Source organism: Vibrio sinaloensis (genome assembly GCF_000808535.1).
In the GTDB taxonomy this organism is placed as follows: domain Bacteria; phylum Pseudomonadota; class Gammaproteobacteria; order Enterobacterales; family Vibrionaceae; genus Vibrio; species Vibrio sinaloensis_D.
Map to the genome: position 1 here is coordinate 1 of NZ_JWLV01000024.1, position 24,249 is coordinate 24,249.

23 protein-coding genes, 2 tRNA genes, 1 rRNA gene and 1 other RNA gene are annotated in these 24,249 nt (G+C 46.1%); 13 read left to right on the forward strand and 14 right to left on the reverse strand.

Features of this window, described 5'->3' with window-relative positions; translation table 11 throughout:
• Positions 1–20: 20 nt before the first annotated feature.
• Positions 21–419: a protein YgfX gene (locus tag RJ47_RS21645; protein ID WP_419831543.1), complete on the reverse strand. Its 399-nt coding sequence runs from the start codon at positions 417–419 to the stop codon at positions 21–23.
• Entirely contained in the window at positions 388–648 is a 261-nt protein-coding gene (locus RJ47_RS14110; RefSeq protein ID WP_005472867.1) for a succinate dehydrogenase assembly factor 2, read from the reverse strand. The genes RJ47_RS21645 and RJ47_RS14110 overlap by 32 nt, the downstream gene beginning before the upstream one ends.
• Positions 649–878: 230 nt before the next feature.
• Between RJ47_RS14110 and ygfZ the strand changes: the two genes are divergently transcribed.
• The 3 genes from ygfZ to RJ47_RS14125 all read left to right on the forward strand — a co-directional run bounded on the left by ygfZ (position 879) and on the right by RJ47_RS14125 (position 3,132).
• The gene (gene ygfZ, locus RJ47_RS14115) at positions 879–1,844 is read left to right on the forward strand and encodes a tRNA-modifying protein YgfZ (protein WP_039484543.1); all 966 of its coding nucleotides are present in this window, start codon (positions 879–881) and stop codon (positions 1,842–1,844) included.
• Positions 1,837–2,310: an aminoacyl-tRNA deacylase gene (locus RJ47_RS14120; protein ID WP_039484564.1), complete on the forward strand. Its 474-nt coding sequence runs from the start codon at positions 1,837–1,839 to the stop codon at positions 2,308–2,310. The genes ygfZ and RJ47_RS14120 overlap by 8 nt, the downstream gene beginning before the upstream one ends.
• Positions 2,311–2,925: 615 nt before the next feature.
• Positions 2,926–3,132 (forward strand): DUF1107 domain-containing protein, encoded by a 207-nt coding sequence (locus RJ47_RS14125; protein WP_005472913.1) that lies wholly within the window; start codon positions 2,926–2,928, stop codon positions 3,130–3,132.
• A gap of 53 nt (positions 3,133–3,185) precedes the next feature.
• On the opposite strand, the gene RJ47_RS14130 is transcribed toward RJ47_RS14125, so the two are convergent.
• The 3 genes from RJ47_RS14130 to RJ47_RS14140 are packed head-to-tail and all read right to left on the reverse strand — an operon-like array spanning position 3,186 to position 6,205.
• Complete coding sequence (locus RJ47_RS14130; protein WP_039484547.1) at positions 3,186–4,412, reverse strand: FAD-dependent 2-octaprenylphenol hydroxylase; 1,227 nt, start codon at positions 4,410–4,412, stop codon at positions 3,186–3,188.
• A 26-nt stretch (positions 4,413–4,438) separates the two neighbouring features.
• Positions 4,439–5,617: a 2-octaprenyl-6-methoxyphenyl hydroxylase gene (ubiH, locus tag RJ47_RS14135; RefSeq protein ID WP_039484550.1), complete on the reverse strand. Its 1,179-nt coding sequence runs from the start codon at positions 5,615–5,617 to the stop codon at positions 4,439–4,441.
• 12 nt (positions 5,618–5,629) lie between these two features.
• Entirely contained in the window at positions 5,630–6,205 is a 576-nt protein-coding gene (locus RJ47_RS14140) for a YecA family protein (RefSeq protein WP_039484554.1), read from the reverse strand.
• A gap of 223 nt (positions 6,206–6,428) precedes the next feature.
• Between RJ47_RS14140 and RJ47_RS14145 the strand changes: the two genes are divergently transcribed.
• The 5 genes from RJ47_RS14145 to serA all read left to right on the forward strand — a co-directional run bounded on the left by RJ47_RS14145 (position 6,429) and on the right by serA (position 9,752).
• Complete coding sequence (locus RJ47_RS14145; RefSeq protein ID WP_038140782.1) at positions 6,429–6,737, forward strand: cell division protein ZapA; 309 nt, start codon at positions 6,429–6,431, stop codon at positions 6,735–6,737.
• A 21-nt stretch (positions 6,738–6,758) separates the two neighbouring features.
• Positions 6,759–6,942: non-coding RNA, 6S RNA (gene ssrS, locus RJ47_RS20890), on the forward strand.
• Between the two features lie 30 nt (positions 6,943–6,972).
• Positions 6,973–7,560 carry a 5-formyltetrahydrofolate cyclo-ligase gene (locus RJ47_RS14150; RefSeq protein WP_038140783.1) on the forward strand — a complete coding sequence of 196 codons (588 nt, stop codon included), beginning with the start codon at positions 6,973–6,975 and terminating at the stop codon, positions 7,558–7,560.
• Between the two features lie 64 nt (positions 7,561–7,624).
• Positions 7,625–8,281 carry a ribose-5-phosphate isomerase RpiA gene (gene rpiA / locus RJ47_RS14155; RefSeq protein ID WP_038140785.1) on the forward strand — a complete coding sequence of 219 codons (657 nt, stop codon included), beginning with the start codon at positions 7,625–7,627 and terminating at the stop codon, positions 8,279–8,281.
• A gap of 241 nt (positions 8,282–8,522) precedes the next feature.
• Complete coding sequence (serA, locus tag RJ47_RS14160) at positions 8,523–9,752, forward strand: phosphoglycerate dehydrogenase (protein ID WP_038217843.1); 1,230 nt, start codon at positions 8,523–8,525, stop codon at positions 9,750–9,752.
• A 63-nt stretch (positions 9,753–9,815) separates the two neighbouring features.
• Here the strand turns inward: serA and ilvN are convergent, their stop codons facing one another.
• From ilvN to RJ47_RS14190, 6 genes are all read right to left on the reverse strand, one after another.
• Positions 9,816–10,310 carry an acetolactate synthase small subunit gene (ilvN, locus tag RJ47_RS14165; RefSeq protein WP_038140789.1) on the reverse strand — a complete coding sequence of 165 codons (495 nt, stop codon included), beginning with the start codon at positions 10,308–10,310 and terminating at the stop codon, positions 9,816–9,818.
• Between the two features lies 1 nt (position 10,311).
• Positions 10,312–12,036 carry an acetolactate synthase 3 large subunit gene (locus RJ47_RS14170; RefSeq protein WP_038217840.1) on the reverse strand — a complete coding sequence of 575 codons (1,725 nt, stop codon included), beginning with the start codon at positions 12,034–12,036 and terminating at the stop codon, positions 10,312–10,314.
• Positions 12,037–12,473: 437 nt separating this feature from the next.
• On the reverse strand, positions 12,474–14,282 hold the full coding sequence (locus RJ47_RS14175; protein ID WP_038190993.1) for an AMP-dependent synthetase/ligase: 1,809 nt from the start codon (positions 14,280–14,282) through the stop codon (positions 12,474–12,476).
• Between the two features lie 162 nt (positions 14,283–14,444).
• Positions 14,445–15,404, reverse strand: a complete 960-nt coding sequence (gene leuO / locus RJ47_RS14180) for a transcriptional regulator LeuO (RefSeq protein ID WP_038140793.1) — start codon at positions 15,402–15,404, stop codon at positions 14,445–14,447.
• Positions 15,405–15,789: 385 nt separating this feature from the next.
• Positions 15,790–16,836 carry an MJ1255/VC2487 family glycosyltransferase gene (locus RJ47_RS14185; RefSeq protein WP_039484559.1) on the reverse strand — a complete coding sequence of 349 codons (1,047 nt, stop codon included), beginning with the start codon at positions 16,834–16,836 and terminating at the stop codon, positions 15,790–15,792.
• Positions 16,837–16,843: 7 nt separating this feature from the next.
• Complete coding sequence (locus RJ47_RS14190) at positions 16,844–17,368, reverse strand: phosphatase PAP2 family protein (RefSeq protein ID WP_005475523.1); 525 nt, start codon at positions 17,366–17,368, stop codon at positions 16,844–16,846.
• 466 nt (positions 17,369–17,834) lie between these two features.
• On the opposite strand from RJ47_RS14190, the gene leuA reads away from it, so the two are divergent.
• The 5 genes from leuA to RJ47_RS14215 all read left to right on the forward strand — a co-directional run bounded on the left by leuA (position 17,835) and on the right by RJ47_RS14215 (position 23,521).
• Positions 17,835–19,382: a 2-isopropylmalate synthase gene (leuA, locus tag RJ47_RS14195; protein WP_005475499.1), complete on the forward strand. Its 1,548-nt coding sequence runs from the start codon at positions 17,835–17,837 to the stop codon at positions 19,380–19,382.
• A gap of 57 nt (positions 19,383–19,439) precedes the next feature.
• Positions 19,440–20,531: a 3-isopropylmalate dehydrogenase gene (gene leuB / locus RJ47_RS14200; RefSeq protein WP_005475536.1), complete on the forward strand. Its 1,092-nt coding sequence runs from the start codon at positions 19,440–19,442 to the stop codon at positions 20,529–20,531.
• Between the two features lie 71 nt (positions 20,532–20,602).
• Positions 20,603–22,003 (forward strand): 3-isopropylmalate dehydratase large subunit, encoded by a 1,401-nt coding sequence (gene leuC / locus RJ47_RS14205; RefSeq protein WP_039478688.1) that lies wholly within the window; start codon positions 20,603–20,605, stop codon positions 22,001–22,003.
• A gap of 11 nt (positions 22,004–22,014) precedes the next feature.
• Positions 22,015–22,617, forward strand: coding sequence for a 3-isopropylmalate dehydratase small subunit (gene leuD / locus RJ47_RS14210; protein WP_038191002.1), 603 nt, complete (start codon positions 22,015–22,017; stop codon positions 22,615–22,617).
• 121 nt (positions 22,618–22,738) lie between these two features.
• Positions 22,739–23,521: a DUF547 domain-containing protein gene (locus RJ47_RS14215; RefSeq protein WP_039484562.1), complete on the forward strand. Its 783-nt coding sequence runs from the start codon at positions 22,739–22,741 to the stop codon at positions 23,519–23,521.
• A 295-nt stretch (positions 23,522–23,816) separates the two neighbouring features.
• Here RJ47_RS14215 and RJ47_RS14220 read toward each other — a convergent pair.
• From RJ47_RS14220 to RJ47_RS14230, 3 genes are all read right to left on the reverse strand, one after another.
• A tRNA-Asp gene (locus RJ47_RS14220) sits at positions 23,817–23,893 on the reverse strand.
• A 31-nt stretch (positions 23,894–23,924) separates the two neighbouring features.
• Positions 23,925–24,040 (reverse strand): 5S ribosomal RNA (rrf, locus tag RJ47_RS14225).
• A 57-nt stretch (positions 24,041–24,097) separates the two neighbouring features.
• Positions 24,098–24,173, reverse strand: a tRNA-Thr gene (locus tag RJ47_RS14230).
• Positions 24,174–24,249: the final 76 nt, after the last annotated feature.

Genomic DNA, 24,249 nt, shown 5'->3' on the forward strand with positions numbered 1-24,249 from the left:
TAAGTGAACGGCATTAGAGCTTAGTGCTCCTTTTTTAATACCACCAGCAAGTGTCGATACGCCCCCTCGTCCAAGCTATCTCGCCATAACAGCACTCGTCGCCCATCCTGAAACCAAAACCAAACGCACCACTCGTCTAGGGTGAAAATGACTTTACGAATCGTCACTGATTCGCCCTGATATTGAATATGACCTGAAGAGTCTACGTACAGCTCTCCTTTCATCGGGGGAATAAGCAAGGTGTGCTTTCGGCAAATACTTATCAACAAAACTATGAAGATTACTGCAATAAAAAGAGGTATTTCGGAGAAGATAACAATGAGAGAGGCCAATACCGCAAGAGCAATATTGGCCTGAGATGAACGCTGGGATTCTGCTATATAAACTCTAGCGGACTTTGCTGAGGTTATGCGCGACAATCTTATCTACCATCGAAGCATGACCTAAATTCTCGCTGCGCCCGTGTCCCATAATCCAAGTAAATAAATCCGGGTCGTCGCACTCTAGCAGAGAAACAAAGTCACGCTGCTCATTTTCACTCAACGACTCAAAACATTCTTCAAAAAAAGGCATGATTACCACATCGAGCTCTAGCATACCTCGACGACAGCCCCACTTAATGCGCGCTTTTTCTTCCGCGGTGTACATTCTATTTCCTCACCTTTTCGGTTGTTGTAGCCCGAGTTTATCAAGCAAACCCATAGACAACTACCAACTCAGTCACACTCCCGAATACGCCAGAGAAATATCCTGTCTAAAGCTGTCTTTCTCTGCTCTAAAATGAATCCGAAACGAAATGGGCACACTCGGGTAAAGGTTGTTTCATCAGGGCATTAGGCTTTAACATAGTGGCACTGAATTTACAGCAGGTAACTAACATGGATTGGCAAAATACGTTTGCACCTTTCTCACTCTCCTCTTCGGATGAATTGCCAGAATTTGCTCTTACCCACTTAACCTCATGGGGAGCGATCAGCATGATCGGCGATGACAAAAAGTCCTACCTTCAAGGGCAAGTCACCTGTGATGTGGTTACTCTCGAACAAACTCAATCAACCTTTGGCGCACACTGCGACGCAAAAGGTAAAGTGTGGAGCGTATTCCGACTGTTTCACCACAATGGCGGCTATGCGATGGTTCAGCCAAAGTCCGCCATCGATGTCGAACTAACCGAGCTGAAGAAATACGCCATTTTTTCCAAAGTTAATATCGCACAAAGCGATGATGTTCTCTTTGGCGTGATGGGAGAACAGGTCACATCTTGGATAGATTCGCTTTCAAATGAGACAGGCAATGTGCGTCCTATTGATGGCGGAACCGCAGTTAAAGTAGGGCCGCAGCGTTGGTTGCTTATCGTTAGCGACGCAAGCGTGGAGTCACTGCTCGCTAACTGCTCTGCTCAACGAGTTGAAGAGTCACTGTGGACCTATTATGAAATTGAAGCCGCTTTGCCTTTCGTATCAAACGATCAGCAAAATGAACATATTCCTCAAGCTCTTAACCTACAAGCCATTGGCGGAATCAGCTTCACCAAAGGCTGTTATACCGGTCAAGAGACGGTTGCTCGCGCGAAATACCGCGGTATGAATAAACGCGCCATGTTCATCGTCAAAGGGACAACGGCATCCGCAATTGAAGAAGGTGCAGAACTCGAACGAGCTGTTGGAGAGAACTGGCGCAGTGCAGGCACCCTCATGACAACTTATCAGTTCAATGATGGCACAGCGTCCGGATTGATTGTGTTACCAAACAACCTAGAAGCCGACACCAAATTACGTCTAAAATCCCAACCGGATCAGATTTGGACCATCGCCCCGTTACCTTACTCGCTAGATGATGAATAATTATCTCGATACCAAGGTCACACGCTATTTAACTGAGCAGCAAGTGCATTTTCGCTTGCTGCCTCACCGAACTCCAGCGACCACTATCGAAGATGCAGCGCGGCAACGCGGTGTGCGCCCGAGTCAGATGGTTAAGTCGATCTTACTACGGGATATGGGCGATCTCTACGCACTCGCTTGCGCCCCTGGAGATCAATCCGTAGATCCCAAAAAAGTGCGCGCGATCTTAAACTGTCGCAGGATGACATGCGTCGATCTGAAAAGCGTCCCTGAACTGACCGGCTATGAAATCGGCACTGTCACCCCGCTCCTTCTGACAACACCCATGTCGATCATTTTTGATCATCGAATAAGCCTTGAAGATGAAGTGACGATCAGTAGCGGTTCAAATATGGCAGGTATTGCTCTAAAGCGTGACGATCTCATACGCTTGTGCCAGCCGATTTTCGCTGACATTTGTCGATAAAGATTGCAACTTTCTCCCATCCTATACATCTAATTGCAATAAAAAAGTGACTCAATCCGCAATTAAATGACCATGACAGTTAAATTATTATTCATTTAATAAGCATATATAGTCACAAGATGTATTTTAGATTATGCTTATCCTGTTGGTTAAAGTTTAGGTAAGAATGTCATCTAACCTAGAGACGATAAGGCGTAGAGGTCCTATCGACCCTTTTCGTCATCCTTCACCAACGAAAAAAGTGAATCCACTGATTGTTTCAGGACATCCACTTTTTGTGTAATGCATCTGTGACTATTCGCCCGCAATGAGCGGGCTTTTTTTTATAAAATTTTTACAATAAATTAGCACATCCTTAAAAACTTCAACTATTCTTATTTCTGTCATATTGTTCTGGCTTAATGTGCGCTAACTGAAGTCAGATAAGAGTTCAGATAACAGAAGATAATTGAGGTAACAATCACACTAAATTGGATATCTATCCGAATTTTTGCTTACACCAGCACAAATATCCAATTTACCCATTAAAACTGCATATTCCTCCACCACTATCACATATTTATAAGGGGGAAATTCGTATAATTTGCAGTGCTTGCTAAACATAAGGATTTATTTATGAGACTGTTTAAGCGCTATACACCAGGTATGATTGCTAAACACGTAAGTCGGCTGTTTAAGGGAAGAATTTACATATACGGCGTAGGAAAATTTGAGTTTGATAACGGCAAACTCTTACCTCCAGAAAAGGCCGAAAAAAGGCACTTTAAAGCGGTTAAAGAAGTGAACGAAGAGATCATGAAACTTCGCTGTGCCTACGCTTAAAATTTCACACGATAGAATTAAGAAGGGTTGGCGATTGCCAACCCTTTGCTGTTTTAGCTCACTGAACTTGTACTTCGCCTTGCAAGTATCGGTAACTCTCCTTTAAGACCCAGCGCTCGTTTCATGATTTCATCTTTTGCTCCCGGTAACTGGCTCACCAATGTCATACCAATGCCGCGCACCAGTTTTTTCGCCGGATTGCCTCCAGAGAACAGGTCTTTAAAACCTTGCATCGCAGCGATCATTTTCGCCGCTTCAGCCTTTCTCCAGCGCTCGTACCCTCGCAAATTGCGCTTTGACCCTATATCTTCACCTTTCTGCCACAATGAAATCACTTCTTGAGCAAGGCTAGCCGCATCAAGCATTCCAAGGTTTACACCCTGGCCAGCTAAAGGGTGAATCGTATGTGCAGCATCGCCAACAAGCGCTACTCGTTCTACCACAAAATCCCGCGCATAACGCATCTTGAGAGGGAAGGCAAAACGCTCACCGACCACTTCACACAGCCCTAAGCGAGCATCAAACTCGGCCGTCAGTGCTTTATTAAATTCTGAATCAGAAAGTGCAATCAGTTTTTCCGCGCGATTTGGTTCCGTCGACCACACAATTGAGCTCATGTTGCTTTCACCCATCGGTAAGAAAGCCAGTGGACCTTGTGGTGTGAATGTTTGACGAGCAACTCGCTCGTGCGCCTCTGCGGTCCAGACATTTGCCACAATCGCACTGTGCCCGTAATCCCAGTGAGTTAGGGGAATATCTTGTTGCTTGCGCACCCACGAGTTCGCCCCGTCAGCTCCGACAACCAGCTTCGCGGTCAGTGCTTGACCATTATCAAGGGTAAGCCAAGCTTCACTCTCTCCAATTGCCATAGTGCTGCACTTACTAGGCATAAATAGGCTCACGTTAGGCAACTGCTTAACCTGTTCAAGTAACGCTAACTGAATAACACGGTTCTCCACAATGTGGCCAAGGTCTGGTTGAGCAAGTTTTTGCGCATCAAACTCGATACGAGCAAAACTGTCTTGTTCCCAGACTTCCATTGCCGAATAGGGCGAGTAACGACGCGAAAGAATACCAGGCCAAGCACCAAGATTACGCAATATGTTCTCACTAGAGCGGCTTAGCGCGGAGACTCTCACATCCGGCAAGTCTGCGAGCAGCTCATCAGGCTCACGACTTTCGATAACCGCAACGCGTAGCTCGGTCTCTTTAAATGCGGCGGCCAGTGCAAGCCCAACCATGCCACCACCAACGATGGCAATATCTACACTCTGCATCATGTACTTCAAATCCTTATACGAAATAGTTATCTCGCGACTAAACCTAATGTTCTCGACAACAGCGGGGCTTTCAATGGAGGTAAGTTATCCATAGCAGCCAAGCCTAAGTTACGGCCTATACGCAACGTCAAATAATCATTGGAGAACAGGTGTACAAGCGATGAGGTAAGAGAGATGGTCGCCTCTCTATCATCAGCCCGACGCTGTTTGAAACGACTGAGCACTTGGTAGCAACCCGGGTCTTGATAAGCGTTGGCAATCTCTTCTGCCAAGCTGGCAACATCGCGAATACCTAAGTTAAACCCTTGACCAGCAATAGGGTGAAGAGTTTGAGCCGCGTTGCCGACGACCGCAAACCGATGAGAGACGTTCTGCTGGCGATATCGCAGCAACAATGGATAACTCGCTCGCTGCCCCACCCGTTCCAATCGACCTAAACGCCAACCGAACGCACTTTGCAGCTCGTCCAAGAAAGCGGAATCGTCCAACGTCATTACACGCTCTGCGCTATCTGGACGTAGGCACCAAACCAAAGACATTCGCCCTTCGCTCATTGGCAACAACGCTACGGGGCCACTTTCTGTGAATCGTTCATATGCTCGACCTTGGTGAGCTTGCTCCGTCGATACATTAGCAATAACGGCAACTTGTTCGAAATCATGCTCCGTCAATGCCAAGCCAATCTGTTCGCAGCATGTCGACAAAGCACCATCTGCCGCGACCAATAGTTTGGCACTGAGCTGCTCTCCGCTATCAAGAGAGAGATGAACACTGTCAATTTCTCTGTGTACACTCGCCACTGCCGCGGGACAAAACAGTTCAATATGATCATTTTGCAGGGCTTTCTGGTGATAGAGTCGCCCAACATCGGCGAGCTCCACCACATAACCAAGGCTCTCGATGCCGTAATCTCGCGCGTCAATCTCAGTCATACCTGCATGCGTGCGGTCAGAGACATGGATATGCTCGATCGCCGTTGCGACGGGTTTAATGTCATCCCACAAGCCAAGTTGCTGGAGGATGCTAACCGTTCCGCGCGACAAAGCAATCGAGCGCGAGTCAAACCCTGGGTGCGATGAATGATCAACTTGAAATGGCTCAACAACGGCAATAGAGAGTGGCTGTGGCGATAGCTTATTCATTGCAAGAGCGAGCGTCATACCCGCCATCGCCCCACCAGCAATGACTACATCAAACTGCTTCATGCCCATACCTACTTAGTGAATCGTTGGTGCCTTGTTCTCACTTGGCTTTTGGCCAAACTCTGCATGAATGGTAAGCACACACGCTTTGACATGCTCGATAACTTGTTCAAGCAATTGAGCTTGCTCTTCCATGTCATCATCTTCATCGATACCTAGTTTCGAAATTTCTTCGAGATCGGCTAATGCTTCTTTAATGTCCGCGGGCGCTTTTTTGATCTCAGCCCCGACAAGACCTAGCCCCGAGATAAAATGGTTCACCCACTCAGCAAGGCCATCAGCGATATCAAACAAACTGGCACTCGCATCTTCGTCTGGTAGCAACAGCTCTAAATCCATGCCTGAGCCCGTCAACTCTTGAGTCGTCGCATCTAAAGTCGATTCCGCCAACTTCAGTACGTGCATTGGCCACCCCATACCATCGTTGGTGTAATCGAACACAAGCGGTTGCCAACTTTTATCGGTCAAGCTCAAACCGCCACTTAGCATTCCGGTTAACAAACCATGCAATTCGGCAGGATTGACCGCGATACCTGAAGATTGCAGCTCACTAGCCAATGTCAAATAATCTGGAAGATTGCTATCACTCATGAAGAGACCTAAAATTTTGCAAATAAGCGTAATCGTACCACTTACCAATGCGAGCGAAAACGAACGATTCTGCAATTGTGGATAGCTTTTACACAATTTGTCCAATTACTGTGTTATTACTTCGAGTTGCTTGCGAAAAGCTTGAATCTTAACAAGGCTTTTCCTATAGTTTCCCCCTCGGTGACAAACTGCAGAGTCACCCCAAGTAGCGTGCAGAGTTGATATGAGTAATCAAGCAGTTGAAGTAGAAATTTTAGGTCGATTAACCCGTGTAAATTGTCCTTCAGGTCAAGAAGAGTCGTTAATTAAAGCGGCGAAACGTCTTGATGAAAACCTGAAAGATATGGCGGCAAAGACTAAAATTACTAATGAAGTGCAATTGCTGACCTTTGTCGCGTTGAACATCTGTCATGAGCTGGAAAGCCGTGATAGTGTTAAAGCAGAGCAACAAAATGCTCTCACTGAGCGTATGGAACTGCTCAGCGCATCACTCGGTGATGCATTAAGTAAAGTAAAGCCAGGACAGCAATAGCCTTTACCGCCAAAATAAAAATTTACCCTGGAGTGTGCGTTAGGGGATTACGTCCCTGAGCCGATAAGCAATGCCAAAGGGTTAGTACTTGGTTGCTATTGAGCAAGCTCGGCATGTACCGAGAAGCCTACGGTAGCCATTGCTGATCCGCCCTGAACCAGCTGGTTCATGGGTCAAACATCTCCAACGGCACTCTGGGGTATCCTCCTCGATACCTCAAATAGGGGTATATTTGATGACACTTTCTCGCCAAGATTTTCGCCAACACATTCGCACCAAACGTAACCAACTGAGCAGCGACGTTCAACATATCGCAGGGCTTGACCTCGTCACCCAGTTCTCAACAATCCCAGAAGTAAAACGCGCTCAACATATTGCTCTGTATCTCAGTGCAGACGGAGAAATCGAGACCTCGCCATTAATTGAGTGGCTATGGAGCCAAGGCAAGAGAACCTATTTGCCGGTTATTCATCCTTTTTCGAAAGGCCACCTGCTGTTTCTTCATTATGATGCCTCTACCCCCATGGTGTTGAACCGCTACGCCATCGCCGAGCCCAAACTCGATCAAACGCGCATTCTTCCCGCCGCTCAATTGGATCTTATCTGTACCCCCTTGGTGGCGTTCGACAATACTGGTCACCGATTAGGCATGGGCGGTGGTTACTACGATCGCACCTTGGAGCCTTGGTTTAAGTCAAAAACAGGCCCTAAGCCCATCGGCCTTGCTCACGATTGTCAACAAGTGGAACAGCTACCAGTTGAAAGTTGGGATGTGCCTCTACCCAAAATAGTGACACCAAGCCAGATCTGGGATTGGGAATGACGCGCAATTGAAGATATAATCGCGCCGCAATTCACCGTTAATAAACCTCACTTAGGAGATGAGCATGACTCAAGATGAAATGAAAAAAGAAGCAGGTTGGGCCGCACTAAAATATGTCGAAAAAGGCAGCATTGTAGGTGTGGGTACTGGCTCAACGGTCAATCACTTCATCGACGCTCTAGGTACGATCAAAGAAGAGATCAAAGGTGCAGTGTCTAGCTCAGAAGCCTCTACCCAGCGTCTTAAAGAGCTGGAAATCGAAGTTTTCGATTGTAACGAAGTGGCAGGTCTGGATATTTACGTAGACGGTGCTGACGAAATCAACGCAAACCGCGAAATGATTAAAGGCGGCGGTGCAGCCCTAACACGCGAAAAAATCGTGGCGGCAATCTCAGACAAGTTCATCTGTATTGTTGATGACACTAAAGCCGTGGATGTGCTAGGTGAATTCCCACTGCCAGTTGAAGTCATCCCGATGGCTCGCTCGTACGTTGCTCGTGAACTCGTAAAATTGGGTGGCGACCCTGCTTATCGTGAAGGCTGTATCACTGACAACGGCAATGTGATTTTGGATGTGTACGGTATGCAAATCACTAACCCTAAAGAACTTGAAGACAAGATCAATGCACTTCCAGGTGTGGTAACGGTTGGGCTTTTTGCTCACCGTGGTGCTGATGTTGTCATTACAGGCACCCAACAAGGTGCAAAAATCGAAGAGTAACTCTCTTTCTGTTCGTTATTTCCTTACAAACGGTACCGTTCGGTGCCGTTTTTTCATTTCTCTCTATAAAAATTATGCCTTATTCCGTAATTTTCTTACCCAAGCTGTATTTTTTTTGTTAACTTAGTGAGCAGAAGACGCACAAGGAAAACGTTTGCGTCACATTAAAGTGTCTAGAAAACGTTATCAATGACAATGTGCGCCAGTTAAGCCCCGATTTCCCATTTTAAGGATGAAGATAATGGCCAAAGTTTCACTGGAAAAAGAAAAAATAAAGATCCTACTTCTAGAAGGTCTACACCCATCTTCGGTAGAAGTTTTGCAAGCTGCGGGATACTCAAACATTGAATATCACAAAGGTTCACTTCCAGAAGAAGAACTGCTTGAAGCGGTTAAAGACGCGCATTTCATTGGTATTCGCTCCCGTACAAATCTTTCTCAAGAAGTGATCAATGCGGCGGAAAAACTGGTCGCGATTGGCTGTTTCTGTATCGGTACCAACCAAGTAGATTTAGCGGCGGCAGCAGAGCGCGGTATTCCAGTGTTCAACGCACCGTTTTCTAATACTCGTAGTGTTGCTGAGCTCGTGCTTGGCCAAATTCTGTTACTACTGCGCGGTATCCCCGAGAAAAACGCCCTTGCCCACCGCGGTATTTGGAAGAAGAGCGCAGACAACTCGAACGAAGCACGCGGTAAACGCTTGGGTATTATTGGCTACGGTCATATCGGTACTCAGCTCGGTATTATTGCTGAAAACTTGGGCATGCGCGTTTATTTCTACGACATCGAGAACAAGCTCTCGCTAGGTAATGCTACGCAAGTCCATACCATGAGTGAATTGCTGAATAAGTGTGATGTTATCTCACTGCATGTTCCAGAAACGCCTGAAACGAAAAACATGATGGGTGCAGAAGAGTTTGCACGCATGAAACCGGGCTCTATCTTTATTAATGCGGCGCGCGGCACTGTAGTAGATATCGAAGCTCTGTGTCATTCATTGGAAGCGGGTCATCTATCAGGCGCGGCTATCGATGTATTCCCTGTAGAACCTAAAACCAACGCTGACCCATTTGAATCGCCACTGCAGAAGTTTGACAATGTCATCCTAACGCCTCACGTTGGTGGTTCAACGCAAGAAGCACAAGAGAACATCGGTGTTGAAGTGGCTGGCAAGCTAGCGAAGTACTCAGATAATGGCTCTACGCTATCTAGCGTTAACTTCCCTGAAGTATCACTGCCTGAACACCGCGACTGTTCTCGTCTATTGCACATTCACAAGAACCGCCCAGGTATCTTGACTCAAATTAACACCATCTTCGCGGAAGAAGGGATTAACATTGCAGGTCAGTATCTACAAACCGCAGCGGATATTGGTTACGTTGTGATCGATGTAGAAGCAGGTCGTTCAGAAGAAGCACTGGCGAAACTGAAAAACATCGAAGGGACTATTCGCGCTCGAATCCTTCACTAATAACTCAGCGTATAGACAAAAAAACCACCGGATATCGGTGGTTTTTTTATTTTGTTCAGAACGTTAGGCTTTCAAAGCTCGTTCACCACGAGCAATCCCAACCACACCACTTCGTGCCACTTCGATGACTTCCGTCACTTCAGAAATCGCTTGGATAAACGCATCAAGCTTTTCACTCGTTCCGGCAAGCTGAACCGTATACTGAGAAGAAGTCACATCAACGATCTGGCCACGAAAGATATCAGCAGTACGTTTTACTTCAGCACGGGCAAAACCACTCGCTTTCACCTTCACCATCATCAGTTCACGCTCAATGTGCTCTAACTCAGACACTTCTTGAACTTTAAGCACATCGATCAGCTTGTTTAGCTGTTTTTGAATCTGCTCAAGCTTCATTTCATCAGAAATGGTCGTGATATTTAGGCGCGACAGTGTTTCATCATCCGTTGGCGATACGGTCAGAGATTCGATGTTGTATCCACGTTGAGAGAACAAGCCAACAACGCGAGACAGTGCACCAGGTTGGTTTTCCATTAAAAGCGAAATAATGTGTCTCATATTATGTTCTCTCCGTTTTGCTTAGCCACATCTTATCCATACCCTCACCTTTAATTTGCATCGGGTATACATGCTCCGTTTCATCGACATTGATATCAACAAACACCAAACGATCTTTCATATCGAGCGCTTTCTGCAAGCCTTCTTCAAGCTGATCTGGGGTTTCAATACGAATACCCACATGACCGTACGCTTCTGCGATCGCGGCGAAATCCGGAACTGAACTCATGTAAGAGTTAGAGTGACGACCTTGGTAGATAATATCTTGCCATTGTTTCACCATACCAAGGAAACGGTTGTTCAAGTTGATGATTTTAACTGGAATATCGTACTGCATTGCGGTCGATAGTTCCTGAATGTTCATTTGGATACTGCCATCGCCGGTAACCACCACCACTTCTTCATCTGGTTTGGCAAACTTCACGCCCATGCCGGCAGGAAGACCAAACCCCATAGTGCCTAAGCCGCCAGAGTTGATCCAACGGCGTGGTTTGTTAAACGGATAGTAAAGGGCTGCGAACATTTGGTGCTGACCAACATCAGAAGCAACATACGCGTCACCATTGGTCAGTTTGTGTAGCGTCTCAATTACCTGTTGTGGTTTGATGCGCTCTGGTGATGTTTCATACGCCAAACTCTTACGCTCTCGCCAAAGTTCGATATCACTCCACCAGCTTTGCAGTGCATCTGCGTCATTGACCGCGCCTTGCTCTTCCATCAGCTTGACCATGCTCTCAAGCACTTTTTCTGCTGAACCAACAATAGGGAGATCCGCTTTAACGTTCTTTGAGATCGAGGAAGGATCGATATCAATATGCATAACCTTTGCGTTCGGGCAGTATTTTTCTAAGTTGTTGGTCGTACGATCATCAAAACGTACTCCAACACCAAAAATAAGATCGGCGTTATGCATCGCCATGTTTGCCTCATAGGCACCATGCATACCCAGCATTCCTAACGAGTTCTTGTGCGTCCCCGGAAACGCCCCTAATCCCATCAAGGTACTCACAACGGGTAAGTTGAGAGCTTCGGCTAACTTCAGTAAGTGGGCATCTGCTTCTGAGATCACCGCACCACCACCGACATAAAGTACTGGTTTTTTTGCTTCGAGTAGCGCTTTTAAACCTTTCTTGATCTGGCCTTTGTGACCAGTGGTCGTTGGCTTGTACGAACGCATAGAGATGCTTTCTGGGTATTCGTATGGCAACTTGATTTGTGGATTCATGACGTCTTTTGGCAAATCAATGACCACAGGGCCAGGGCGACCCGTTGTTGCAATGTAGAAGGCTTTTTTAACTGTTTCAGGGATGTCTTCGGCTTTTTTGACTAAAAAGCTGTGCTTAACGACAGGACGAGAAACACCGACGATGTCGCACTCTTGGAACGCATCGTTACCGATAAGATTATTCGGTACGTTACCTGAAATAACGATCATTGGGATGGAGTCCATGTAGGCGGTCGCAATACCTGTAATAGTATTGGTAGCACCAGGACCGGAACAGACAAGGACAACACCCGGATTGCCTGTTGCGCGCGCATAACCATCGGCCATGTGCGTAGCGGCTTGTTCATGACGAACCAGAACATGTTTGATTTGGTCGTCTTTCGCATGAAGCGCATCGTAGATATCAAGAACGGAACCGCCAGGGTAACCGAAAATTTGCTCTACACCTTCTTCGATCAGAGATTGCACTACCATCTCTGCACCGGACAACATTGCTGCCATATTTTTCTCCTTAACCAGTTTTCCAATCAATAAGGTCAACGGATTGGTCTGGTTTTACATAGTCTAGGGCTTATTCGTAGCCTAATTCGAAATACTTCCACTTTTTCGGCTATGTCCTGCTCATCAATAACAATGAACAAGGTAACGCAACAAATGTAACGTTTTATTAGCAACGGGTCTAATGCGATATTGCTCTCAATTTAAACAAGATGCTATTTTTTGGAGATTGATAAGGCACTAACGCCATATACGACTCACTAACTGGCACTAAATAAATAATTACAACAAAATTTCAGAGCAAAATATTGCAAGACAACCAAATCCCCAGTTCAAGAATGACGATTTGTTGTTGAGTTCAACACAAACAAAAATCCCCCAATAGCGGTCTAATGCTTTTGGGGGATTTTTAAACAATCAAAAAATTAACTTTCAGAAATTTACTTGTTATCCGTTTTATCGGTGTACATTTCTTCGATTTCGTCTTGATACTTGTCGTTAATCACTTTACGACGCAGTTTTTGGGTCGGAGTCAGTTCACCGTCATCCATCGAGAACGCTTTAGGCAGCAGTTTAAACTTTTTCACCTGCTCAAACTTAGCTAACTCTTTCTGTAAGTCGTTAACGCGCTGCTCTAACATTTCAACGATTTGGTGATGCTTAATCAACTCAACACGGTCATGGTACTTAATATTGAGCTCTTTCGCGTACTCTTCCAAAGAATCAAAACATGGCACGATCAGAGCCGACACAAATTTGCGCGTATCCGCAATAACGGCAATTTGCTCGATAAAGTGGTCTTTACCAATCGTTCCTTCAACCATTTGCGGTGCAATGTATTTGCCGTTCGAGGTTTTCATCAGCTCTTTGATGCGATCGGTAATAAACAAGTTACCATTCTCATCGATATGCCCCGCATCGCCGGTTTTGAGGAAACCATGCTCATCGAACGTTTTCGCGGTCTCTTCTGGCATTTTGTAGTACCCGCGCATCACCATCGGACCACGAACTAAGATTTCGTTGTTCTCTCCGATCTTAACTTGCGCACCTGGCATCGCCATACCAATTGAGTCAGGGTTAAAACACTGATCGTCCCAGCAAGAAATTGTGGCTGTAGTTTCCGTCATGCCGTAGCCGAGCTTGACGTTAATCCCGATCGCATGGAAGAAGCGACCAATGGTCTCATCCAATTTTGCGCCACCACATGGCATAAAGTTGATACGACCACCAAGCAGAGCTCGCAGCTTAGACAACACCAACTTGTCCGCAAGCTTATAGGCTTTTTTAAGTGCGAGTGACGGTTTGCGTCCTTCTTGGTGACAAACAGCCATCTTCGCGCCCATGTTCACAGCCCAGGTAAACATCACTTTACGGATGAACGGCGCTTTAGCCACTTTCTCATGGATAGCAGAGAAGATTTTCTCGTAGAAACGTGGTACCGCACTCATGACTGTAGGACGTACTTCACTCAGCGCATCACGCACTTGCATCGTGTCCTGCAGGTAGCAGTTGGTCGCGCCTTTATAAAGTACGTAGAAGGTCCAAGCACGCTCAAATACATGGGAAAGCGGCAAGAAACAGAGTGACACATCGTCTTCGGTTAGACTCAAGCGTTGATCGTGGCCTTCCAACTGAGCACCAATATTCGCGTAATCTAACATCACCCCTTTCGGCTGCCCCGTGGTACCAGAGGTGTAGATAAGAGTCAGGAGATCATCAAAGTTAGCATCGGACAAACGCTGATCGAGCTCATGACTCTCTTGCTTGTCACCTTTGGCAATGAACTGTTTCCAGTGCAACGCAAACTCATGCTCGCCGATATCGATGCTCTCTGACATTGCAACGATCAGTTCTAGCTGTTCGCACTCTTCGAATATAGAGACCGCGGCATCAAATTGTGGCTGCTCACCGACAAACAGCACTTTCACATCGGCATTTTGTAGAATATAAGCGGACTGCGCAGCTGTGTTGGTGGGGTAGATTGGCACCGTGACTCCGCGCAGTTGCAACGCAGCAAAGTCAGCAATCGTCCATTGAGGCATATTGTTAGAGAAGATCCCTATCTTATCCTGGACTTGAAAGCCTTGAGCCAATAATGCCAGTGAAAGTTCATCCACTTGCTGACCAAACTGCTTCCAGCTGATGCCGTTCCACATATTGCCCACTTTATGTTTAAGAGCAATACGATCACCGCCTTTGGCAATCTGTTCACGAATTCGTTTTACGATATGAAAATCTAAGTTGGCCATCTTTCTTACCTTTAGCTTACACCTGTAAGCTTTTTGAGCGCACAAGTGTACATTTCGCGTTATAAAAGGCAACTGACACGTATCAAAGTTATCAATTAAATAGTAAAAAACCTTGAATGACTTTTGGTCACCCAAGGTTTTATAAGGCTTTGTGGCGATTTACTAGTCGAGTGCGACGACTTCACCACAAATCATCATCAACTGGTCACGTAACCAGATATGACCTTTGTCTTTTTCGCTAGACTCATGCCAACTCAAGAAACCACTGATCTTCGCATTTTCAAATGGGAAATCGAGGATTTGCAGCTGCTCTTTGTTTGCCGCGTTCTCTACCATCCAACGTGGTGCGATAGTCACTAGCTCAGATTGACCAACCACATACAGTACATTGCTCAAGCTGGTGCCCTCGTAATACGCTTGCACATCCATTTCGCGGTAGGCTTGCTCAGAGAAGCTGCGTTGACCGTGAACACGAGACAGTTTGGCATGACGCTCGACACGCAACTCCTCAGCCGTTACCTCAGCTTGAATGCGTGGGTGAGATTTAGCAGCAACAACCACTAGTTCATCTTGGAAAATCTCAGTGCTAGAGAAACCTTGATCATCAAAACGTGCATAATCGATCACGAAGTCTATTTCTTGGTAGCGCATGCGCTCAGCGAGGTGACGGTCAAACTCAGCATCAAGATGAAGCTGTACGTTTGGCGCTTGATCGTGAATCGTCGACATAATCTTCGGTGCAAAACGCATGTCACAAGGGCTGCAAATCGCCAGCTTAAATAGACGAGTTGAAGTTTCTGGTGAAAAAATTGAGCTTGGCAGTTCGTTGCGAATCAACTGTAATGCTTGACGCACTGGACCGAACAATTGGCGAGCGCGTTGCGTTGGTTGAATGCCTCGACCTTGGCGCATAAACAGCTCGTCATTGAACATCACTTTCAATCTCGCAACGGCATTACTTACAGCCGGTTGTGACATGCCAAGATTGTGAGCAGCGCGAGTAATGTTTTGCTCTTGCATTACCGCGTCAAAAACAGTGAGAAGGTTTAAATCTACTCCACGCAGCGTACTTTCCATGCGGTAGCTAGCAATAGCACTCATAGACTCTTTTTTATCAAACATGGGTCAAGCCTCTTAAATTCGTCAGTGTAAATGGTTCTAGAAGTCAGTAGCAGTTAGGAATAGATAACCTGCACTTTGTTATATTTACTTGTTAGATGGGTTCTAACGAATTACTACTATCAACGAATCAATTAAGGACTAGCAACAAGATTGATAATTAATCAGTATTTTTTACTTAAGCTTTAATATTATTAATACAAAACAATAACTTGAGAAAAGAATAAAAAAAAATCAAGCCACGTTTAGAGTGTTTTATCTTCCGTTAATGTTTTTTCACGACATGCTAAACAAGGAAAAGCTCCTATAAACAGCGGTAATAGTTTGAGGGTTAAATACAAAAACAGCATCAATAGATAGATGCTGTTTTTGCCAATTTTGACGAGAGTTACACATTGGTGACATAACTGGGAAAATCAACTTGGTCCCATAGATTTGACGTCAACTCCGTCTGGTTGTCCCACTCTCCCTTCAATATCCAGTCGACAATCGCCGCCGCTACATCTGGGTAGTTAACACTCTCTGCCGGATCTTCATCCAACCACTGGCGAACCGTTGAAGCATCGAGATTTTCCATGCAGGTCGCCATGCCTAAATCTTCCAGTGTCGCCACATTGCTTAGCTGCTCAAACTGACCAATCAGCGGCTTCAACAACAGTTTCTTACCTAAGGTAAGCGCCTCTGAAGGCAACTCAAAACCGCCATTCGCCATAACGCCAGAGCAGCGATGCAAGTGGCGCTGGAACCCCGTTAAGCTAAGGGGCAGAAGTTGGATGTTCTCCAGCTGCTCTGCCTCGAGTACTTCTGGGTGATAACAAATGAAGGTCTGGATAGAAAAGCGCAGCAGTAGATCAGAAATATCACTCAAACTCTCAAAAGGCAGGTATACGAGGACATACTCCTCGCAGCTAACAGGCACCGATTGAGTATGAACAATGGGTGGTAGAATGGGTTGTTCAAAATGATACCAATGCAAACCAATGTGATGGGTGGCTGGGGCAAAGTGTTCAATGATCGTTTTATCGAGCCAACTGGCTCCCTTTAATGGTACTGAGTGACGAAACGCATTCTGGTGACTGATGCTAATCACTGTTTTATTTTGTCTTTTTGCAGCCCAAGCCGACACGGGTTCGAAGTCATTCAAAACTAAATCGTAGTTAGACAGATCAAGCTGTTCGACTTCTCGGCAAAAAGCCAACGCACTGTTCTTTAGTGCCGTTCTAACATAACTCACCTTGCCGTTGTGAGTCACAAAGGTTAGCCCGCGTGCAACTCGATAATCCCCGAACTCCTCCATCGAAAAAAACTTATCTTTTTTACGCCCAGAGAATAGGAAGTCGACATCGATGCCACGTTGCTTGAGAGCATGACACATGGCCCTTGCCCGCGCGATATGTCCGTTCCCCGTTCCTTGTACACCATAAAGTATCTTCATTATTCACCTACACCAACAAAGCAATCGCGAATTGCGCACAGACAAGCCCGAGTATCGAACCCAAGACCACATCAGTCAGAAAATGAACGCCCAATAAGATTCTTGATGCGCCAATACAGCCTGCCCAAACGAGCGCAAACAGCCCCAGCGGCGGGAAACAGTAACTAATTAAACTGGCCATGAGAAACGCGGCAGCTGTATGACCAGAGGGCAAACTGTAACGATCAGAAGGAGTAATAAATGAGGTCACAAGCTCCGATAACTCTTGCGGTCTGCGACGTTTAAAAAGATTCTTGGCCACCCAATAAATCGGCAGCTCCATGGCAAACGCCAATAGACCCGCGAGCAAAAACAGCTGCCCTTTATCACCACCTAACCACCATGCGAGCAGACCAAGTACAATATAAAGATGTCCATCGCCAGTGTGCGAAACCGCTTTGCTCAGGCGAGAAAGTGGTAGTCGAAATCGATGTTGCAAGCAGAAAAGTGAAAATGCCAAATCCAATTTGGCAATGGGCTCAATAGAACGCATAACCTAGCTCCTCTCTTATCACTGCTCTCACAGTACGGAGCCACAGTGACAAATGCGTGAAGCTTTCGCGGAAATACGATGACAGTTCGCTACCTATTTAAGGGTGTTATTGAATCTGGCAAAACAATGGGCAAATTCTATGCTTGGAAAAAAATTGACCATTTTCACTTTTAACGGTTGACGTTACGGTTTGAGTGCGGTACTAATTTGTTAACTTAAATTTGTGGATTATTTAACGCCCGTTTAAAGGAATCGTTAACAATGATGAACCGTTTTTCTATCCTGCTGAGCCTCCTCCTTATCGTGACATAATCGCGCGGGTAGGCTGTGGAAGAAAAACAACCACACAGAATTACACAAAACCCGCATTCAAATGCGGGTTTTTTTATACCTAGTTTTTGCAGCTAAGTAACGGAAGTAAACGATTAACTGGTGCAATGCACACCGAATCACTAAGGAAGCAAACATGAACGATCAAGTCATTATTTTCGACACCACATTACGTGATGGCGAACAAGCGTTGTCAGCAAGCTTGACGGTTAAAGAAAAACTGCAAATTGCCTATGCGCTAGAAAGGCTCGGCGTTGATGTTATTGAAGCGGGTTTTCCTGTCTCTTCACCTGGTGATTTCGAATCGGTGCAAACCATTGCTCGCAATGTCAAAAACAGCCGTATTTGTGCTCTTTCGCGTGCCGTTGCGAAAGACATTGATGCAGCCGCAGAAGCGCTAAAAGTCGCTGACCAATTCCGCATCCACACTTTTATTTCTACATCAACAGTCCACGTTCAAGACAAGTTACGCCGCAGCTACGATGATGTCGTTGAAATGGGCGTAAAGGCCGTCAAGCACGCTCGCCAATACACTGATGACGTTGAGTTTTCGTGTGAAGATGCAGGCCGCACACCGATCGACAACCTATGTCGAATGGTTGAAGCTGCCATCGATGCTGGCGCTCGCACCATCAACATCCCTGATACCGTGGGCTACACAGTTCCCAACGAGTTTGGCGGTATTATCCAAACCTTATTCAACCGTGTACCAAACATCGATAAGGCGATCATCTCTGTTCACTGTCATGACGATCTAGGCATGTCGGTAGCCAACTCTATTGCCGCAGTACAAGCAGGCGCTCGTCAAATTGAAGGAACCATCAATGGTATCGGTGAACGTGCGGGTAACTGTTCACTAGAAGAAATAGCGATGATCATCAAAACTCGTCAAGAGCTGCTAGGTGTTCATACCGGTCTAAAACATGATGAAATTCACCGCACCAGTAAGTTAGTGAGCCAGCTTTGTAATATGCCGATTCAAAGCAACAAAGCGATTGTCGGCGCAAATGCATTTAGTCACTCTTCCGGCATTCACCAAGATGGCATGCTTAAGAACAAGAATACCTACGAGATCATGACGCCAGAGTCGATAGGTCTTAAGAATCAAGCCCTAAACCTAACCAGTCGAAGTGGTCGTGCCGCGGTTAAAAGTCATATGGATGCCATGGGCTACAAAGAAGACGAGTACAACCTAGACGCATTGTACGCTGACTTCTTAAAGCTAGCTGATCGCAAAGGCCAAGTGTTTGACTACGACTTAGAAGCGCTAATGCACTTCTCGAACTTGCGTGAAGAAGATGATTTCTACAAGTTGAACTACCTAAGCGTTCAATCAGGCAGCGTAATGGCAACAACCAGTATCAAGCTGCAATGCGGTGATGAAGAGCAATCCGAAGCCGCTGTGGGTAATGGTCCGGTAGATGCGCTTTACCAGTGTATCTATCGAGTGACGGGTTATGATATTGTCTTAGACAAGTTTGATTTAACAGCGAAAGGGGAAGGCGAAGATGGCCTAGGTCAGGCAGACATCATCGCTAACTACAAAGGCCGTAAATACCACGGCACTGGCGTATCTACCGATATTGTCGAAGCTTCTGGACAAGCATTGCTGCATGTTATTAACAGCATTCACCGCGCCGACAAAATCGCAGAAATCAAACAAAGCAAAATCGCAACAGTATAAAAGAGACTCTAGGGACGAGAGTCGTCCCTAGGGGGAAACAAAAATTAAAGGAATAACATGACAGACAAATCATACAAAATCGCCGTTTTACCTGGCGATGGTATTGGCCCAGAAGTAATGGCTCAAGCGCATAAAGTGTTAGATGCGATTGAGAAAAAACACAGCATCCAATTTTCTCGCGAAGAGCACGACGTAGGTGGTATTGCTATCGACAACCACGGTTGCCCACTTCCAGACAGCACAGTAAAAGCGTGTGAAGAGTCAGATGCAGTGCTATTTGGATCGGTTGGCGGCCCTAAATGGGAACATCTTCCTCCAAACGACCAACCAGAGCGTGGTGCCCTATTGCCTCTTCGCAAGCACTTCCAACTTTTCTGTAACCTTCGTCCAGCGCAAATCCATAAAGGCCTAGAAGCATTCTCACCGCTTCGTGCAGACATTTCAGGCAACGGCTTCGATATCGTGGTTGTGCGTGAACTCACTGGTGGTATCTATTTCGGTCAACCAAAAGGCCGTGAAGGCGAAGGTCCAAACGAGAAAGCATTCGACACTGAGGTTTACCATCGTTTCGAGATTGAGCGTATCGCTAAGATTGCCTTTGAGTCCGCTCGTCTACGTCGCAAAAAAGTATGCTCAATTGATAAAGCCAATGTACTGCAAAGCTCAATTCTGTGGCGTGAAGTGGTTGAAGAGATCGCGAAAGACTACCCAGACGTTGAGCTATCACACATGTACATCGATAACGCGACAATGCAGCTAATCAAAGATCCTGCACAGTTCGATGTAATGCTTTGTTCAAACATCTTCGGCGATATCATCTCTGATGAGTGTGCCATGATCACAGGCTCAATGGGCATGCTTCCTTCGGCATCACTGAACGAGAGTAAGTTCGGTCTTTACGAGCCAGCTGGTGGCAGTGCGCCAGACATAGCTGGTAAAAACATTGCCAATCCTGTGGCACAAATTCTATCAGCTGCACTCATGCTGCGTTACAGCCTAGGTGAAGAAGCAGCAGCGCAAGATATTGAAACCGCGGTATCGAAAGCGCTATCAGCAGGTGAACTGACGGGTGACCTATCGGGCGATAAGCCAGCGCTATCGACTTCTGAGATGGGCGATAAGATCGCTGAGTACATCTTGAACTCTTAATTTACGCAGACAGATAATAATAATTCGCTCCTGATATGCAGTTGTCAGGAGCCATACACAGGATTGTGATAATGGGTAAAACATTATACGAAAAAGTCTACGACGCACACGTCGCCGTAGCAGCTGAGGGTGAGAACCCAATTCTTTACATTGACCGCCACTTAGTACACGAAGTAACGTCACCTCAGGCATTTGACGGTCTGCGTGAAAAAGGCCGTAAGGTTCGCCAGGTAAGTAAAACATTTGCAACCATGGACCACAACGTTTCGACTCAAACCAAAGACATCAACGCATCAGGCGAGATGGCTCGTATCCAAATGGAAACGCTATCGAAAAACTGTGAAGAGTTTGGTGTCACCCTTTACGATATTAACCACAAATACCAAGGTATTGTGCACGTAATGGGTCCAGAGCTAGGTATCACTCTACCAGGCATGACCATCGTTTGTGGTGACTCACACACGGCAACGCACGGCGCATTCGGCTCGCTAGCATTTGGTATCGGTACTTCAGAAGTTGAGCACGTTCTAGCGACCCAAACGCTAAAGCAAGCTCGTGCTAAAACGATGAAGATTGAAGTAAAAGGTAAGGTTGCTCCTGGCATCACAGCAAAAGATATCGTACTTGCCATCATCGGTGAAACAACCGCTGCGGGCGGAACTGGCTACGTCGTTGAGTTCTGTGGTGAAGCGATTACTGACCTTACGATGGAAGGTCGTATGACAGTATGTAACATGGCTATCGAGCTAGGTGCTAAAGCTGGTCTTATTGCGCCAGACGAAACGACATTCGAATACATCAAAGGTCGTAAGTTCGCACCTCAAGGTAAAGATCTAGAAGCCGCGATTGAATACTGGTCATCACTAAAAACTGACGATGACGCTGAGTTTGATGCTGTCGTAACACTAAACGCAGCAGACATCAAACCTCAGGTTACCTGGGGTACTAACCCAGGTCAGGTCATCGCGGTCGATGAGCCAATTCCTGCACCGGAAAGCTTCGCAGATCCTGTCGAAAAAGCATCAGCAGAAAAAGCATTGGCTTACATGGGCCTAGAAGCAGGCAAAGCGCTATCCGACTACAAAGTCGATAAAGTATTTGTCGGTTCGTGTACAAACTCTCGTATCGAAGATATGCGTGCGGCAGCGGAAGTAGCCAAAGGTCGCAAGGTCGCTGATAACGTTCAAGCGCTTATCGTTCCGGGCTCTGAGCAAGTTAAGGCTCAAGCGGAAGCAGAAGGCTTAGATGTGATCTTTAAAGATGCAGGTTTTGAGTGGCGCCTACCAGGTTGCTCTATGTGTCTAGCGATGAACAATGACCGCCTAGGTCCACACGAGCGTTGCGCGTCTACCTCAAACCGTAACTTTGAAGGTCGCCAAGGCCGTGACGGTCGTACCCACTTAGTGAGCCCTGCTATGGCAGCAGCAGCAGCGATTGCTGGTCACTTTGTTGATATTCGCGAATTGGATTAAGGAGCAAACAAATGTCAGGTTTTAAACAACACACAGGCTTGGTTGTTCCTCTAGATGCAGCGAACGTTGACACCGATGCAATTATTCCTAAGCAGTTCCTACAAAAGGTATCTCGTCTAGGTTTTGGTAAGCATCTATTCCATGATTGGCGTTTCCTAGATGACGCTGGTGAGCAACCAAACCCAGATTTTGTAATGAATGCTCCTCGCTACCAAGGCGCTTCAATTTTACTGGCTCGCGAAAACTTTGGCTGTGGTTCATCACGTGAACACGCCCCGTGGGCATTGGCAGATTACGGTATAAAAGCGATGATCGCACCGAGCTTTGCGGATATCTTCTACGGCAACTCAATCAACAACCAGATGGTTCCTGTTCGTCTGACTGAGCAAGAAGTCGATGAAATCTTCCAATTTGTTGAAGCAAATGAAGGCGCACAAGTTGAAGTTGATCTAGAAGCGAATGTGGTTCGAGCAAATGGCAAAGAGTACTCATTTGAAATTGATGAGTTCCGTCGCCACTGTCTACTAAACGGCTTAGATAACATCGGCCTCACGCTGCAACACGAAGATAAGATCGCAGAGTTTGAGGCAAAGATCCCGAGCTTCCTTAAATAAGCTAGACTGGGAAATAGAAACAAAAGGTTGGCTTCGGCTAACCTTTTTTGTTTTTTACGAAACAAACTCTCCCTAACCTTGGTCTAGTAACTAAAGCTCATCGATAAAGAGATCGCATCTAATGGTACGTATTGTCACACTATTTCTTACATTGGTTTCATTCCATGTATTTTCCGCCCCTAAATCCGAATTGTGGCCTTTTTGGCAGCAGTCAGATCAAAGTAATCCTGCAACTATCTCTCATGCCAAATGGCAGACTTTCTTAGACAAGTATTTAATAAAGGAGGGGCAGTACACCTTAGTTAAGTACGGCTCTGTCTCTACGCTAGACAAGCAAAAATTGAATCAATATATAGCAGCACTTGCGGCTATTGATCCTAGAGAATATTCGTTGAATGAGCAGTACGCCTACTGGGTTAATCTATACAATGCGATTACTGTCCAACTGATTCTTAATGACTACCCCGTAAAATCGATAACGAAGCTGGGGGGGCTTTTCAGCTTTGGCCCATGGGGTGATGAAGTGGTTACCGTCGCTGGTAAAAAGCTCACTCTCAACGATATTGAGCACCGCATCCTTCGCCCAATCTGGAATGACCCTCGCACTCACTATGCAGTGAACTGTGCCAGCCTAGGTTGTCCAAACTTACAGCCCCAAGCGTTTACTGCTGGTAACACGGAGCAGCTGTTAGAGAAAGCAGCAATGGAGTTCATCAATAGCGATAAAGGTGTTTTGTATACGAGTAGCCGCGTTCAGCTTTCATCTATTTATGATTGGTTCGCTGATGATTTTGGTAACGAACAAGAATTGATTCAACACTTAGCCAAATATCGCCCTGAACTGACTAAGCTGAGTGGAAAGTTTAGCTACGAGTATGACTGGAACCTGAACGACAAAAAGTAGCAATATAGAAAACATTAAGAAGGTTGGTATTCAGTACCAGCCTTTTTTGTCATTGCAGTTAAGGCTTTATCTAGAATAAATGACGGAGCTAATGGGCTGCATACAAACAGGACTCACTGATCGAAGACCAAATAATACCGCAGATACAAAAAGACCCCAGCATTGCTGCTGAGGTCTGGAATAAGTGGCGGACGGTTGGAGTTGCGGGCAACCGGGACTCATTCCCTGAAAAGGGAAAATATCCTTGCTTTAAAATGAAAAAAGCCTAGTCATAAGACTAGGCTTTCTGAATAAGTGGCGGAGCGGACGGGACTCGAACCCGCGACCCCCGGCGTGACAGGCCGGTATTCTAACCAACTGAACTACCGCTCCGCATTGGTTAGACTCTTGAGTCTAAATAAGAACCTGGCAATGTCCTACTCTCACATGGGGAAGCCCCACACTACCATCGGCGCTAATTCGTTTCACTTCTGAGTTCGGCATGGAATCAGGTGGGTCCAAATCGCTATGGTTGCCAAGTAAAATTCTTTACGTTTTGCTTTAGGCTCTTCGTAAAAGCGTAAAACAAACTGTAAATGGTGCTGATACCCAGACTCGAACTGGGGACCTCATCCTTACCAAGGATGCGCTCTACCACCTGAGCTATATCAGCATCAAGATGTCCCGGTAGGACTAAAAAAGCCCGTTCTTGCAAACGGGCTCTCTTATAAAATTAAAGCCTGGCGATG

Bases quoted from the DNA above. Each gene is read 5' to 3' on its own strand.
- RJ47_RS14110 (WP_005472867.1), bottom strand. From the start codon at position 648: ATGTACACCGCGGAAGAAAAAGCGCGCATTAAGTGGGGCTGTCGTCGA.
- ygfZ (WP_039484543.1), top strand. From the start codon at position 879: ATGGATTGGCAAAATACGTTTGCACCTTTCTCACTCTCCTCTTCGGAT.
- RJ47_RS14120 (WP_039484564.1), top strand. From the start codon at position 1,837: ATGAATAATTATCTCGATACCAAGGTCACACGCTATTTAACTGAGCAG.
- RJ47_RS14125 (WP_005472913.1), top strand. From the start codon at position 2,926: ATGAGACTGTTTAAGCGCTATACACCAGGTATGATTGCTAAACACGTA.
- RJ47_RS14130 (WP_039484547.1), bottom strand. From the start codon at position 4,412: ATGATGCAGAGTGTAGATATTGCCATCGTTGGTGGTGGCATGGTTGGG.
- ubiH (WP_039484550.1), bottom strand. From the start codon at position 5,617: ATGAAGCAGTTTGATGTAGTCATTGCTGGTGGGGCGATGGCGGGTATG.
- RJ47_RS14140 (WP_039484554.1), bottom strand. From the start codon at position 6,205: ATGAGTGATAGCAATCTTCCAGATTATTTGACATTGGCTAGTGAGCTG.
- RJ47_RS14145 (WP_038140782.1), top strand. From the start codon at position 6,429: ATGAGTAATCAAGCAGTTGAAGTAGAAATTTTAGGTCGATTAACCCGT.
- RJ47_RS14150 (WP_038140783.1), top strand. From the start codon at position 6,973: ATGACACTTTCTCGCCAAGATTTTCGCCAACACATTCGCACCAAACGT.
- rpiA (WP_038140785.1), top strand. From the start codon at position 7,625: ATGACTCAAGATGAAATGAAAAAAGAAGCAGGTTGGGCCGCACTAAAA.
- serA (WP_038217843.1), top strand. From the start codon at position 8,523: ATGGCCAAAGTTTCACTGGAAAAAGAAAAAATAAAGATCCTACTTCTA.
- ilvN (WP_038140789.1), bottom strand. From the start codon at position 10,310: ATGAGACACATTATTTCGCTTTTAATGGAAAACCAACCTGGTGCACTG.
- RJ47_RS14170 (WP_038217840.1), bottom strand. From the start codon at position 12,036: ATGGCAGCAATGTTGTCCGGTGCAGAGATGGTAGTGCAATCTCTGATC.
- RJ47_RS14175 (WP_038190993.1), bottom strand. From the start codon at position 14,282: ATGGCCAACTTAGATTTTCATATCGTAAAACGAATTCGTGAACAGATT.
- leuO (WP_038140793.1), bottom strand. From the start codon at position 15,404: ATGTTTGATAAAAAAGAGTCTATGAGTGCTATTGCTAGCTACCGCATG.
- RJ47_RS14185 (WP_039484559.1), bottom strand. From the start codon at position 16,836: ATGAAGATACTTTATGGTGTACAAGGAACGGGGAACGGACATATCGCG.
- RJ47_RS14190 (WP_005475523.1), bottom strand. From the start codon at position 17,368: ATGCGTTCTATTGAGCCCATTGCCAAATTGGATTTGGCATTTTCACTT.
- leuA (WP_005475499.1), top strand. From the start codon at position 17,835: ATGAACGATCAAGTCATTATTTTCGACACCACATTACGTGATGGCGAA.
- leuB (WP_005475536.1), top strand. From the start codon at position 19,440: ATGACAGACAAATCATACAAAATCGCCGTTTTACCTGGCGATGGTATT.
- leuC (WP_039478688.1), top strand. From the start codon at position 20,603: ATGGGTAAAACATTATACGAAAAAGTCTACGACGCACACGTCGCCGTA.
- leuD (WP_038191002.1), top strand. From the start codon at position 22,015: ATGTCAGGTTTTAAACAACACACAGGCTTGGTTGTTCCTCTAGATGCA.
- RJ47_RS14215 (WP_039484562.1), top strand. From the start codon at position 22,739: ATGGTACGTATTGTCACACTATTTCTTACATTGGTTTCATTCCATGTA.